Here is a 12,957-nt window from a genome sequence, read left to right as displayed (position 1 = left end):
GGCCCGGACACGACACTCGAGGGGAGCGGTGGCCCGTGCGACGGGAGTACAAGGAGCCTGGGAGACCCCGCCCCGACCTGGTCATTGGCCGGGAGGAGCTGTTCACGGCGGCGCGTGAGCAGCTGGCGCGGGGCGGCAGCGTGCTCGTGCACGGTTCCGCGGGTATCGGGAAATCGACGATCCTGCGCGCTCTGGCCGCGGAATACGAGGAATCGGCACGGACGGTCCTGCGCTGCTCGGCCACCGAGTCCGAGTCGCATCTGCCCTTCCTCGCGCTGACCGATCTGCTCGGGCTGGTCATGGACGAGGTGTCCGAGCAGCTGCCCGCGCCGCAGCGCACCGCGCTGGAGTCCGCGCTCACCGGTCGTGGCGAGTCCACCCTCCAGCGCGACGGGCTCGCGCTCCGGCTGGCCGTGCTGTCGACCCTGCGCGCCCTGGCCGCCAAGGGCCCGGTGCTGATCGTCGCGGACGACCTCCAGTGGCTGGATCCGGCCAGTGTGGAGCTGCTCGGGTTCGCCGCGCGGCGGCTGGGCGAGCTGCCGGTGCGCATGCTGTGCGCCGTACGCACCTCGACGGACCCGCACGGTCACGAGCAGGACAGGTATCTACGCGCGTCCCCGCCCGACACCCTCGCCCTCCGGCTCACCCCGCTGTCGAGGACGCACGTCGCCGAGCTGCTGGAGCACCGCGGCCACACCGGTCTGCCCCGCTCCGCCGTACGCGACATCCACCGCACCAGCGGCGGCAACCCGCTCTTCGCCCTGGAGCTGGGCCGGGCCCTCGCCGACAGCCCGACGCCGCCGCGTCCCGGTGAGCAGCTGCCCGTGCCGACCTCGCTGCGGACCCTGGTCCTGAACCGGCTGGACATGCTCTCGGCCGAGGCCCGCCGCACCCTGCTCGTCGCCAGTGCCGGCGCCCGGCCCACCGTGGCGCTGCTGCGCGCCGCCGGGCGGGAGAACGCCGAGGCGGAGGCCGCGCAGGCCGTCGAGCTGGGGCTGCTCGCGCCGGAGCGGGAGGGTCCGGGCGTACGGTTCGCGCACCCGCTGGTGTCGGCCGCGCTGTACGCCGAGGCGACCGCCCAGGAGCGGCGGGCCGCCCACGCCGCGCTGTCCACCGCCGCCGTCGACCCCATCGAGCGGGCCCGGCACCTGGCGCTGTCCACGCACGGCACCGATCCGCTGGTCGCCGCGCGGCTCGGCGAGGCCGCGGCCGTGGCCCGGGACCGGGGCGCGCCCTCGGTCGCCGCCGAGCTGGGGCTCCTCTCGGCCCGGCGCACCCCGGCGGACGCCACACCGGGTCCCGACGAGCGGCGGCTGCAGGCCGCCGAGGACGCGCTGACCGCCGGGGAGAACGACCTCGGCCGGGACATCGCCCGTGAGGTGCTGAGCCGGGCCACCGAGCCCGCCGAGCGGGTCCGGGCCTGGATGGTGGTGATCGACGCGGCCGGGCAGTCGCTCGCCGAGGTCGACGCCGTGTACCCGCAGGTCCTCGCCGACGCGGGCGACGACCCGCGGCTGCTCGGCCTGGTCCGCTACCAGCTGGCCTGGCGCGCCCTGGTCCTCGAAGGCGACTTCGCGCAGAGCCGGGAGGAGGCCGCCCGGGCCGCGGAGCTGGCGGCGCGGGCCGAGGACCGGCGCACCGAGCTGCTCGCGCTCTCCTTCCAGGCCCAGACCGAGATGCTGATGGGCCACCCGGACGCGCCCATGACGATCAAGCGGGCCCTGAAGGAGCCGCAGGACCCGCAGCTGGCCTGCCACCACAACGGGGCGGGCGCGACCCGCTTCCGCTGGCTGATGATGAGCGACCAGCTCGGCGAGGCCCGCGCCACGATCACCTCGCTGCTGCGCGAGGTGCGCCGGCGCGGCATGGTCGAGAGCGAGGTGCACTACGTGCGCTTCCTCGCCGAGACCGAGCTGCGCTCCGGGCACTGCGGCCGGGCGCTCGACCTCGCCCGCGAGGGCTACGTCCTCGCCCGCGACTCCGGCATCGGCGAGGGCGCGTCCGCCATGCTCACCTCGCTCGCGGAGGCCGCCGGCGGCGATGTGGAGCGGGCCCGGGCGCTCGCCCGCGAGGCCGCCGACCGCGCGGAGCAGGACGGCGACCTGATGTACCTCTCCCGCGCCCTGGGCGCCCTCGGGCACGCCCAGCTGGTCGCCGGGGACGCGCCGGGCACGGTGCAGTCCCTGCGCCGCGTACGGGAGTTGGAGGACGGCCTCGGGATCTACGATCCCGCGCGCGGCCGGTGGCACGGCGATCTCGCCGAAGCCCTGGTACGGGTGAACGAGTTGACGGAGGCCCAGGACGTCATCGACGTCACCCGGCAGCAGGCGCTGCGGCTCGGCCGGGAGAGTGTGCTCGCCGTCCTCGACCGGGCCGAGGCGCTTGTGCGCGCGGCGCGGGGTGAACAGGACGCCGCCGTACGGCAGTTGACGTCGGCGCAGGACCGGCTGGCCAAGCTCGGCTACGGTCTGGAGGAGGCGCGGGCCGCCTTCGCCCTCGCAGGGCTGCGCGCCCTTCCGCAGGGGCCGGGCCTCGCCCGGCCGGGGGCGGCGCCGGCGTCCGGGCCCGGCTCGTACGACGAGGCGTCCCGGCTGTTCCGCCGCTGCCGTGCCCTGCCGTGGCTGCGCCGGGTGGAGGAGGCCTCCGTCGCCCCGGCGCCTCCGCAGCAGCCCGCGATCGCGCCGTCGGCGCTGGACGCCCTCGCCGTGCTCGCGGCGACCGAACGGCAGGTCGCGGAGCTGGTCATGGAGGGTGCGACGAACCGGGAGATCGCCGGCCGGCTCTACATCAGCGTGAAGACGGTCGAGGCGACACTGACGCGCGTCTACCGGAAGCTGGGCATCCGGTCGCGTGTGGACATCGTGCGACTGGCGGCGGGACACCGTACGAACTGACCTCCCCGGGACCGGCTGACGAGCCCCTCCCGGGACCTGGGCCCTGTCGTCGCGCCCGCGTCCGCCGCGCCTCGGCGGGACCAGGTGCGCGCAGCGACCTTGCGGCTTCAGCCTAGGCTCAAACCCCGGCCCGGGTCATCGAGGGTTTTCCCTTCCCAACTCCCTTAGGGGGATCCCCCCTTGGGAGGGGATGACTCCGGCTCCTATTTTTTGTGACGTGCCGCACGCCAGGGCACACAGACCGGCCCGCCGCCCCCGCTCGGCTCCCCCGAGCGGGGGCGGCACCGCAGGCTCTGTGCTCCACCCCCCACCCGCGCGTCCCCCACCGGCAACTCCCCCCTGAGGAGAACCATGTTCGGGTTCAACCGCGTCAAGAAGTCGATGGTCGCCGCAGCCGCCACCGCTGCCGCCGCCGCTGCCGCGCTGCTCACCGCGCCGGGCGCCGCCGCCGCTCCCCAGCCCATCGTGGGTGGTACGACCACCACCGCGAGCGCGTACCCGTACGTCATGCAGATCACGAACGCCTCGCAGAGCCAGTTCTGTGGTGGCACCCTCGTGTCGCCCACCAAGGTGATCACCGCCGCGCACTGCATGGTCGGCAGAACCACCTCCAACACCCGCGTCGTGGGCGGCCGCACCTACCGCAACGGCACCAACGGCACGGTCAGCACGCTCAGCAAGATCTGGATCCACCCGAGCTACAACAGCTCCACGATGACCAGCGACGTGGCCGTGCTGACGCTCGCCGTCGCGCAGCCCTACACCACGGCGTCCTACGTCAGCGCCTCGCAGACGGGCGTCTACGCGGCCGGGACCACCGCCCGCATCATCGGCTGGGGCACCACCTCCTCGGGCGGCTCCTCCTCCAACCAGCTGCGCACCGCGACCGTCCCGGTCGTGGCCGACTCGGTCTGCGGCAGCTCCAGCTCCTACGGCTCCGAGTTCGTGGCGAGCTCCATGGTTTGCGCCGGATTCTCCTCCGGCGGCGTCGACACCTGCCAGGGCGACAGCGGCGGTCCCCTGATGATCGGGGGCGTCCTGGCAGGCATAGTCTCCTGGGGTTACGGCTGCGCCGACGCGCAGTACCCCGGCATCTACACCCGGCTGACCACCTTCTCCAACACGGTGGCCGCGCAGATCGCCTCGTAGTCGAGGCGAGGCGCGAGCCGACAGACTCCCGGGGTACGTCCCCGGGAACTGCCAGGGGGCGCCGCGAACCTGCCACGAGCGGTTCGCGGCGCCCCCTCTCCATGCGCGGGGCGGGCGCCCGCTCAGCCGGCCGCGATGGCGAAGCGGATCACGTGGCGACCGTGCCGAAGCGGATCACGTGGCCGTGCCGAAGCGCTTCATGTGACGACCGTGCCGAAGCGGATGTCGTACGGTCCGTCGCCGTGCAGGGTGCGGAGCGTCCGCTCGGCCTCCGCCACCAGGCCGGTCCGCTGTTCCCCGGTGAGAGCGCCGAAGGGTTCCAGCGTGAGGAGGTTCTCGTCCAGCTTCCACAGACCGGCCAGGAACCCGTCGACGAGGAAGGTGCGATAGGCCTGGTTCCCTTGCCAGGAGCGGCCCTTGAGGTCCGGCGGGACCACGCGGGAGCGGTCGGCGTGGGAGAGGAGCAGGTTGTCGAACTCGGGGAGCAGCCGGGGCGGCGCCGGGGTCTCAGGGTCGGGGCGAGGCGCGTCCGGGAGGTCGAAGAGTTCGGTGCCGCGGTCGTCGCGGAAGACGAGCAGCTCCGGTCGCAGCCGCTCGAACGCCTCGCGCAGGCGGGTCACTCCGGCCCAGGCCTGCATGTCCTTCACGGAGGCGGGTCCGAAGGCGGCGAGATAACGCCGGACGACGGTCTCGGGCGCGGGTGCCTGCTGGGCGGGACGCCCGAGCCAGTGCTCGGCGGTGGTCAGGGCGACCTGCCCACTCCTGCCCCACAGGCCGCGCGGGGTGACCTGCACGAGCGGCAGCCGGCAGCGCGCGGCGAGGCCGAGAGCGAACGGGTCGGCGTCCGGCCACTCCACGATCAGCGCCTCGCGCAACTGCTTCAGGGTGCGCGGCTCCTCCTCGACGAGTTCCCGCGCGATCGCCTCCAGCCGCTCCAGGTCGACCCCGGCCAGCCCCTTGCGGAACAGGTTCAGCTCCCGCTCCCGGGCCGGCTGCACCAGCGGCCGCAGGGCGAGGCAGTCGTCGGCGGTGTGCGTGTGGATCGTGGACCGCATGGTGACGATGCGCACGACGTCGCGGTCGGCCATCAGCGTCGACAGCTGCTCGGGCGCGAAGCCGTCCAGCCGGGCGGCGAGGGCGTAGTACGGCGGCCGTACGTTCTGCGCCTGGAGCCCGAGGAGGTGGGTGACGGCGGGGTGGGCGGACACGGGCGGGGGTGTGGGGCCGCCGGTCGCCCGGGGGGCGGCCTCGGCGGACACGGGCGCCCGGTGCAGCAGGAGCTGGCGGGCCAGGGTCGCGCGGTTGAGGGCCTGGATGCCGAGCCGGGGGGCGGTCTGGGTCGCCTTGTTCGTCATGCTGCGCACGCTAGCGGGAGTCGCGGACAGGTTCTGTCCGCGATGGTCTCGACGCGCGCGGTCGGTGTTCGCGGCGATCTGCCCCGCACCGGGGTGCGGCGGTGTGCCGGGGGGGGCGCTCCTCACCGGGTGCGGCGGTGCGCCCGTCACCGGGTGCGGCGAGCGCTCAGCGGTCCCGCTGCCGGGCATGTGCGAGGCACCCGTCCCCGGCCCGCCACGCCGTCACCGCCGCGCCGCCCGCGTCGCGTCGTCCGCCTCTCACCACGCCCGCGCCGTTTGCCCCGTATATCCTGCTCGGTGATCGCACAGTCGTACGTGACGCGCAACTCGGAAGGCATCCACGATGGCCGATCGACGCGAGCGCCGGGGCCCGGAGAGCGCCGGCCCTGCCCCGAGGGGCGGCCGGAAGTCCGGCTGGCGCCGCGCCCTGCCCCCCTCGTCGGCACCACCCGCCCCGCCCACCACCCCGAGCCGTGAACCGGCGGCGCCGACCCCGGCCGAACGGGCGGCCAGCGTGGTCGAGGCGGCCGTGTACCAGGACGGCGTACGCGTCTCCTCGCCCGCCACGCTCGCGGACACCTTCCGCGAGCTGCGGGAGGCGCCGGCCGGGATGGCGTGGATCGGCCTCGCCCGCCCGACCGAGGGCGAACTCCTCTCCCTGGCCGCTGAGTTCGACCTCCACCCGCTCGCCGTCGAGGACGCGATGGAGGCCCATCAGCGTCCCAAGCTGGAGCGCTACGGCGACACCCTCTTCGTCGTCCTGCGCGCCGCCCGCTATCTCGACGCCCCCGAGGAGGTCGACTTCGGCGAGCTGCACGTCTTCGTGGGGCCGGACTTCGTCATCACGGTCCGGCACGGCGCGGCACCGGACCTGTCGGCCGTCCGCCGCCGCATGGAGGAGACCCCGGAGCTGCTGAAGCTGGGTCCCGAGGCGGTCCTCTACGCCATCCTCGACGCGGTGGTCGACGGGTACGCGCCCGTCGTCGCCGGGGTGCAGAACGACGTCGACGAGATCGAGACGGAGGTCTTCCGCGGCGACCCGGAGGTCTCCCGCCGCATCTACGAACTCTCCCGCGAGATGGTGGAGTTCCAGCGCGCCACCCGCCCCCTCGTCGGCATGCTGCACGGCCTCATGGCCGGCTTCGCCAAGTACGAGACGGACGACGAACTCCAGCGCTACCTCCGCGACGTCGCCGACCACGTGACCCACACCAGCGAACGGGTCGACGGCTTCCGGCAGGCCCTCACCGACATCCTCACGGTGAACGCCACCCTCGTCACCCAGCAACAGAACGCGGAGATGAGGGCGTTGGCGGAAGCGGGCTTCGAACAGAACGAGGAGATCAAGAAGATCTCCTCTTGGGCGGCCATTCTCTTTGCTCCGACGCTCGTAGGAACTATCTACGGGATGAACTTCGAGCACATGCCGGAGCTGGGCTGGAGCTTCGGATACCCGTTCGCGATCGGCCTCATGGGGGTTGTCTGTGCCAGTTTGTACGTGATTTTCAAGCGACGGGACTGGCTCTGATTCCCTCTTGCGGGGCCCAGTCCTATGCGCCCTTTACTCTCGCACCGGTCGCGGACCGGGCCAGAATCGGCTCTGGGGAGTCCCTGGGGAGAAGTGATGCGGCTGATCTCGCCTACCTGCCTCCACTGAAACCCTGACCAGCACTTTTGCCCTCCTGAAGCCGCTGGGGAGAATCCGGGGAGAATCAGCCGAGACACAGGCCCTGTAACTACAACTTCGTCGCCGCCCCGTTGCCCGCCAAGCATCCTGCCGGTGTCCGTTGCCGCATCCGCGATGGACAACAGACAGCGACATCGGCTCCATGGATGAAGCCACAAGCCCCCGGCCCTGCGCGGCCGCCATAATGGGGGCATGGCCTCCCACCCGCAGCACACCGGACCTGGGCCGAGGGATCTCTCCGGCGCGGACGCCGAGGACCTCGCGCTGTACCGGGAGAAGTTCCGACGCCGTCTACCGGATTTGCTGGACGAGCTACACGGGCCGACCCGCGGTGTCGTGGAGCTGCCGCTGCACCTGGCCTGGTCCGGGATGACCTCGTACGACCTGGACAAACCTCGCCAGCGCATGGGGCTGTACCGCACCGTCCTGCACGAGGGCCTGCGCGACGACCTGCCCCGCTACCTCAACCGGGATCTGCTCCTCCAGCTGTGGCCCGTACTGCGCACCCTCGTCGGCCGCACCGTGCGCACTGTGTGGGAGGACACCTTCCCCGAGCTCGCCTCCCGCACCCGGGCAGCCGCGTGACGGACATGCCGGAGCTGCACGCGCGGCTACTCGCGGATGTGATCGCTCTCGGCTCGCCGTACCCCTTGGTCCTCACCGGCGGGTACGCCGTGAGGGCGCACCGCCTCGTGAACCGACCCAGCCAGGACCTGGACGTCGCCACCGAGAACCCGGCGCCCATGGCCGACATCGCAGCCGCGCTCTGTAGCGGCCTGACAGCCCGGGGCTGGAAGGTGCAGGCGCTGGAGACCGCCCCGCTGTCCGCTCGCTTCACCGTGACGGACCCCGCCACCGGGCAGGAGTGCGAAGTCGACATCCTCAAAGAGATCTTCTGGCGACCCGTCGCCCAGAGCCCGTATGGGCCCGTCCTCGCCGAGGAGGACGTGATCGGGACCAAGGTTCGAGCCCTCGCCGACCGCGGAGCACCCCGCGACCTGATCGACGTGTTCGCTGCTTCCCGCCACTGGACGACCGCCGAGCTCGAGGAGTTCGGCCGCCGCCACGCCCGCGGCCGCTTCGAGCACGAGGACCTCCAGGCGAACCTCACCGGCGCCGAGTGGACCGACGACGAAGCCTTCACCGCCTACGGCCTCGACGACGCCACGATCACCGCTCTGCGCGCCTGGGCCGTGGAATGGGCCGGCGATCTCGCGACGCGTCTCCTCGAAGAGTCCGGTGACCTCGACATCGACTGATCACACTCGGGCGAGAGTCCCTCTGGCAGACACCTCCGTGCCGGCGGATCAGTCGCGGAGCAGAAGACCATATCGCAAAGGGGCCTCCGCGCTTCTGCGAGACGATGCGCCGGTCAGTGACCGAGCGCAAGCATCGTGAGCGCCGCGGTGATCGCTGGCAGCAGCACTATGGCGTGCCGCACGCAGCGGTTCTTGGCTCGGGCGATCCTGCTGGTCTCTGTCAGCGCAAGGAGTAGCCGGGCCTGGGGACCCGAACCGTCCCGTCTGAGTCCAGCCGACAAATCGGCGCGCGTTTTCGCACGCACCACGTCTTCGTAGTATGCAAGGAGGCCGCACCCCTCTTCGGCTCGTGCCCCACGGCGCGGGGCGAGAGCCAGGAGGAGAAAGACCAACGCCCCGGTCGTGGTGACCGCTGCCGTCCACCACAAGGGGACGGCCCACACGGCGTCAAGGGGACGCCGTACGAGGAAGAATCCGAAGAGTGTTCCCCCTGTAGCCAGAAGAATGGCCGCCTTGCCGTCGGCTCGCCCGATGTCCAGATAGTTCTGCGCGATGAGTTCTCGCGACAGAACCACCGCGTGGTCCGTGTCCGAGGCATGGCGTTCGGGCCGGGTCCTCAATCGGGCGAGGCGCGACGACAGACCCCTTGTCACGGCGTCCCTCCGCGAAAGCCGTTCACGCCGCTGCGCGGTGCACCCGAGTCATCCAGCCTGCGCAACACCTCCTCACCCTGGGGTACACCGACTTCGCCGAGGAGGCGTGCCAGGTTCACCCCGACGAAGCCCCGGTCCTCTTTCGTCAGCCCCTGAAGCGTTGCGGCCAACGTCCGCTCCCATCCATCACGCTCGGTGAGCAGCTTGTCGTGTGCGACCGTCCAGTCGAGCACTTCCCTGGCCTGGTCGGGGTGGTGAAGCAGCCAGAGCGCCGCCAGACCGACCGGCCCACCGGCGACCACCTCGCGGTAGAAGCGGTATGCCTCGCGGTGGGCCTCACCGAAGCCCGCCGGAAGGAGGAGTTCGGCCGGATGACTCGAAGCAGGCAGAAGGCCGGCTGGAGGGTCCAGGAACCAGTAGGTCAGACCCGCCCCGTCGATGCTCCGTGGCTGACCAGGGGGCTCAACCTGAGTGGTCCCGTTCAGGATCGGCGGCTGTCGAAGGGGATCAGAAGCACCCGGCGGTCCGCCACTTCCACGGACATCCTGGTCGATCAGCCGGCACACGGTGTCCTCCGTGAGGCCACTCCGCGCCGCGACTACCGGGTTGCTGACCTTCCAGGCGACTTCGTAGCGTGCTCGCGATGGGGTTGATGTCGCGGGGTCCCGGCGTGGCACCTCCACCACGGTCCGGCGTTCCGCCAGCGAGACCCATCCGAACGAGTCGAACTCCCATCGGAAGGCGGTCCGGAACGACGGTCGGGGGTACCCCCAGAAGTCTCCACCGCGAGGGGGCTCAAGGCGGTCCGTCTCCTGATCCGAGAGGAAGACCAGCGCGCGATTCGAAGACGATCCGAACCGCTGCCGCAACAGCTGCCGAACCGGTGAAGACTCGACCGGCGCAAACAGTGGCCTACTCATGACACACCCACCCTTCGCGATGCGTTCGTGTGATCTCGGTGGCGCCCCAGTAGGAATCGGATGACTCCCCGCCGATGGCGAGCGGTACGGGAGAGCTCGCTCAACACGTGGCCGAAGGCCGTCCTCTGGATCATGTCGGGCTCGGCTTCGATCCGCTCCAGCCCCTGGGCCACCGCTTCGTACGTGGCGGGATCATCAAGGCCCAGCACGACGATGGCGAAGCCCTGCGCCGGACAGCGCTCCAAAGTTTGGGCCAGGCTCATCCGGACGGCGCCTGGTGCCCCCGGCTGAGGGAACGTCGAAAGCGACAGGGAGTGGACAACGTGCACCGCCAACGTGTGCCGAGGTGTTCCCCGGCCGGTTTCCAGCCACCTCGCCACCGTCTCCAGGACCGCGACGTGGTTCCCCTCCTCGGTGAGGAGAGCGCCGAGCGCGAAGGCGACGGCGGCACGCAGCTTCGCCTCCAGCTCCGGAGAGGAGCCGTCGAGAATGGCGTCCAGGAGCTTGAGGGCCGCGGCCGGCCTGGCGAGACCGTAGCTACCTGCACAGGTCTCGGCGACCGTGCAGCGAAGAACGGCGGACGACCGGCTCCACCGGCGCATCTGCTCCTTGACCGCACCCGACACCAGGGGATGCTGGACGATCTCTCCCAGCGCCACTGCGACCAGACGTCGACGCCAGCGGTCGTTCGAGGAGGCGAAGCGGTGCAGCTGAGTCAGCGCGCCGGGGCCGGTGGCGTGCGCGAGTACCCGGCCTATGGCCTCTCCAGCGGCCAGATCGAGGCCTGGCTGATAGCGCATCTGCTCAAGCGCTTCCCACAGCACGTCCGGCATGCCTTCGAAGTCCAGCCACAGGTGCCGCAGGAGTGTCGCCGAGCGGTGCCTGCCGGAGAAGACGATCGGCTGCACGGGGTAGCGATACCGGTCGGCGGTAGACGTGCGAGGTGCCAGGGGACGGGCAGCGATGGCTTCGAGTCGGTCCTCGAACGAAGGGCCGAGGACGTCCGGCAACAGATCCTCAGGGCTCTCGTTCTCTCCCTTCTTGGCCACACGCGCGCCGAGTAGGGGGCGCATTGCTGTGGCGAACTGCTCGATCACCGTGCGGTCCTGTCCAGGAAGCAGAGCGACGGCTGCCATCAAGGAGACCTTGTCGGCACTGTGCCGAGCCTGAGCGAGTGCGGACCGGGCGGCAGCTTCGGTGCCGGTCAGGAGGTCCTTGAGCACGGACCCGGTCGGTGCCGAGGTCTCCACAGACTGCCGCAACGCATCCGACACGTCGACGGCGTCGCCGGGCAGCGGATGCGTCGAGAGGTAGTCGGTGAACTCGGGAGAGGCCAGGTGCCCCAGTGAGGCGTCCAGCTGTGCACTGTCGAGCCTCTCTTCAGCGGCCGCGAGCCTTAGTCGCCTCTCAGCAACCTCATACGGTCCGGGCCCGGCATGCACCGCTTCCCACCGGCTGGTGTCTGACGGCAACCAGGCATCCTGCGCCATGGTGACGACCAGGTGCGCCCCGGCGCCGCGCAAGGCCTCGGCCAAGCCCGCCAGCCGCACGTCGTCGAGGGATCGGGCGGATGCCGCCGGCAACCCCTGTAGGAGGTAACCACGGTCGGCCTTAGGACGCCATGTCGACAGATCCACCATCGCGTCCAGGCCCGTGACACCACCCTCGCCGTGCCTGTCGGCGAGAAGGGCAAACGCCGCCGTGCCGACGCCCGTTCCGGCCCTCGCTCTGAGCAGCACGATCCGGCTGTCCAGCGCCTTCCGACAGTGTGCGTACGACGGCGGTTCGACGAATCCGTACAGCCGGCCGCGCACCTCTTCCGCCGGATAAGGCCCCTCGCGCAGGCGCGGCTTGAGGATTCGCTCGGTGGCCTCGTCGTCCCACGCACTGATGTTCAGGTAGGTGAAGTCACCGCCGACGTTTCCCATCAACGCGACGCCGCTGTCCACCCGTTGCTGGCCCTCACGGAGGGAACTGCGCTGAGCCGCGCCCGGGCCGACCGACAGATCAGGCTGGTCGGTGTCCGGCTGGATGTCCGGCTCAGCGGCCGGGTCCCGTCCGGCGTTCACCGATGGTCCCCGTCGCCGGCCCGCTTGTCACCCACGACGTTGTCTCCGCTGCCCCAGTGCTGGTTGGTTCCGCGGTACGTAGTCGTGGGCGCGCTATAGGTGAAGTCCCGACCGACGTTGCCCATGATCGCGGCGCCTTCCCCGACATGCTGGGAGTTTCCGCTGTACTCCGCGCCTGGCCCCTTGTCCGGTGCCGCGCCGGGCGCCGTCGGCACCACGCCTACGGGTTCCTCACGCGGCTGGATGCCCGCCCGCACAAGATTCCCGGAGGGCGAAGGGACGTACAACCAGGCCCGCTGGGAGAAGTTCTTTCCTTCGACGGTGGCCGACACCTCGACACACCGGTCGGGGTGGAGCCCTGTGTAGGCGCCCAGCACGACGTCTTCGTAGACCCGTTCCGAGACGATTGCGGCGAGGTGGGTCACCTCCTCGCTCGCCGCGGCGAGGATCGCCTTGACTGGACGTGCGTCCAGGAGTCGGTGCATGTCGTTGCGGGCCGTACCGTTGCCGTCTCCGGGCTCGCCCCCGTCGGGCAGCGGGCCGACGTGGACGCTGGCCCGGAGCCTGATCCGCGGTCCGACGGCCTGCCGGTTGTACGAACCGAGCACGTCGTCCAGAACGCCCAGGAAGGGCCAGAGCACGAAGGGCAGATGCATCGGATCGAACCCGAAGACGACCCCGTCCCCCGTATTGGCGGGAAACCTCTGGGCATCGCGCAACTGGTGCAAGCCGGCCCGCTCGAGGGCCTGGTCCACGAGTTGGGGAATGAGCTGGCTGACCGGGCCGTGTTGAGCGGCGGGCAGGCCGGTGAAGTCCTTTGCGTCAACGGCGAACAGGGCACGGTACGGCGGGAGCGGTCGGCTTTCGGCATACGGATGAGGCATGGGGACAGGCACGCGGAATCTCCTGACGAATGGTCCGTTGAGCAGCCGTAGTCGGTCTGCTTCGAGGTTCCATCCGTGCCGCTCCGC

At 71.1% G+C, this 12,957-nt stretch carries 10 protein-coding genes; 5 read left to right on the top strand and 5 right to left on the bottom strand.

Translation table 11 applies throughout. The features are described 5' to 3' along the window. Positions 1-35: 35 nt before the first annotated feature. Positions 36-2,894, top strand: a complete 2,859-nt coding sequence (locus STRBO_RS0111820) for a helix-turn-helix transcriptional regulator (RefSeq protein WP_005482156.1) — start codon at positions 36-38, stop codon at positions 2,892-2,894. 351 nt (positions 2,895-3,245) lie between these two features. After that, a complete protein-coding gene (locus STRBO_RS0111815) occupies positions 3,246-4,043 on the top strand; it encodes a S1 family serine peptidase (protein WP_005482155.1) in 798 nt (265 codons plus the stop codon). A 197-nt stretch (positions 4,044-4,240) separates the two neighbouring features. Here STRBO_RS0111815 and STRBO_RS0111810 read toward each other — a convergent pair whose 3' ends face one another. Then, positions 4,241-5,398 carry a winged helix DNA-binding domain-containing protein gene (locus STRBO_RS0111810; protein WP_020114237.1) on the bottom strand — a complete coding sequence of 386 codons (1,158 nt, stop codon included), beginning with the start codon at positions 5,396-5,398 and terminating at the stop codon, positions 4,241-4,243. A gap of 343 nt (positions 5,399-5,741) precedes the next feature. Between STRBO_RS0111810 and STRBO_RS0111805 the strand changes: the two genes are divergently transcribed. From STRBO_RS0111805 to STRBO_RS0111795, 3 genes are all read left to right on the top strand, one after another. Continuing rightward, the gene (locus STRBO_RS0111805) at positions 5,742-6,926 is read left to right on the top strand and encodes a magnesium and cobalt transport protein CorA (protein ID WP_020665529.1); all 1,185 of its coding nucleotides are present in this window, start codon (positions 5,742-5,744) and stop codon (positions 6,924-6,926) included. A 351-nt stretch (positions 6,927-7,277) separates the two neighbouring features. Continuing rightward, a complete protein-coding gene (locus STRBO_RS0111800; protein WP_005482149.1) occupies positions 7,278-7,670 on the top strand; it encodes a hypothetical protein in 393 nt (130 codons plus the stop codon). A gap of 5 nt (positions 7,671-7,675) precedes the next feature. Continuing rightward, a complete protein-coding gene (locus tag STRBO_RS0111795; protein WP_037627820.1) occupies positions 7,676-8,344 on the top strand; it encodes a nucleotidyl transferase AbiEii/AbiGii toxin family protein in 669 nt (222 codons plus the stop codon). 113 nt (positions 8,345-8,457) lie between these two features. Here STRBO_RS0111795 and STRBO_RS44525 read toward each other — a convergent pair whose 3' ends face one another. From STRBO_RS44525 to STRBO_RS0111775, 4 genes are all read right to left on the bottom strand, one after another. Continuing rightward, positions 8,458-8,919 (bottom strand): Pycsar system effector family protein, encoded by a 462-nt coding sequence (locus tag STRBO_RS44525; RefSeq protein ID WP_005482147.1) that lies wholly within the window; start codon positions 8,917-8,919, stop codon positions 8,458-8,460. Positions 8,920-8,993: 74 nt separating this feature from the next. Further along, the gene (locus STRBO_RS40050; protein ID WP_051085347.1) at positions 8,994-9,917 is read right to left on the bottom strand and encodes a hypothetical protein; all 924 of its coding nucleotides are present in this window, start codon (positions 9,915-9,917) and stop codon (positions 8,994-8,996) included. Next, on the bottom strand, positions 9,914-11,986 hold the full coding sequence (locus STRBO_RS0111780; protein WP_005482145.1) for a hypothetical protein: 2,073 nt from the start codon (positions 11,984-11,986) through the stop codon (positions 9,914-9,916). Before STRBO_RS0111780 ends, STRBO_RS40050 begins: the two co-directional genes overlap by 4 nt. Further along, on the bottom strand, positions 11,983-12,870 hold the full coding sequence (locus STRBO_RS0111775; protein ID WP_005482144.1) for a hypothetical protein: 888 nt from the start codon (positions 12,868-12,870) through the stop codon (positions 11,983-11,985). Before STRBO_RS0111775 ends, STRBO_RS0111780 begins: the two co-directional genes overlap by 4 nt. Positions 12,871-12,957: the final 87 nt, after the last annotated feature.

It is taken from the genome of Streptomyces bottropensis ATCC 25435 (assembly GCF_000383595.1).
Classification (GTDB): Bacteria; Actinomycetota; Actinomycetes; order Streptomycetales; family Streptomycetaceae; genus Streptomyces; species Streptomyces bottropensis.
Note: the sequence above shows the minus strand (reverse complement) of the source record. Positions and strands in the feature narration are given on the sequence as shown.

Coding starts and splice junctions, on each gene's coding strand:
- STRBO_RS0111815 (WP_005482155.1), top strand. CDS start 3,246: ATGTTCGGGTTCAACCGCGTCAAGAAGTCGATGGTCGCCGCAGCCGCC.
- STRBO_RS0111810 (WP_020114237.1), bottom strand. CDS start 5,398: ATGACGAACAAGGCGACCCAGACCGCCCCCCGGCTCGGCATCCAGGCC.
- STRBO_RS0111805 (WP_020665529.1), top strand. CDS start 5,742: ATGGCCGATCGACGCGAGCGCCGGGGCCCGGAGAGCGCCGGCCCTGCC.
- STRBO_RS0111800 (WP_005482149.1), top strand. CDS start 7,278: ATGGCCTCCCACCCGCAGCACACCGGACCTGGGCCGAGGGATCTCTCC.
- STRBO_RS0111795 (WP_037627820.1), top strand. CDS start 7,676: ATGCCGGAGCTGCACGCGCGGCTACTCGCGGATGTGATCGCTCTCGGC.
- STRBO_RS40050 (WP_051085347.1), bottom strand. CDS start 9,917: ATGAGTAGGCCACTGTTTGCGCCGGTCGAGTCTTCACCGGTTCGGCAG.
- STRBO_RS0111775 (WP_005482144.1), bottom strand. CDS start 12,870: ATGCCTCATCCGTATGCCGAAAGCCGACCGCTCCCGCCGTACCGTGCC.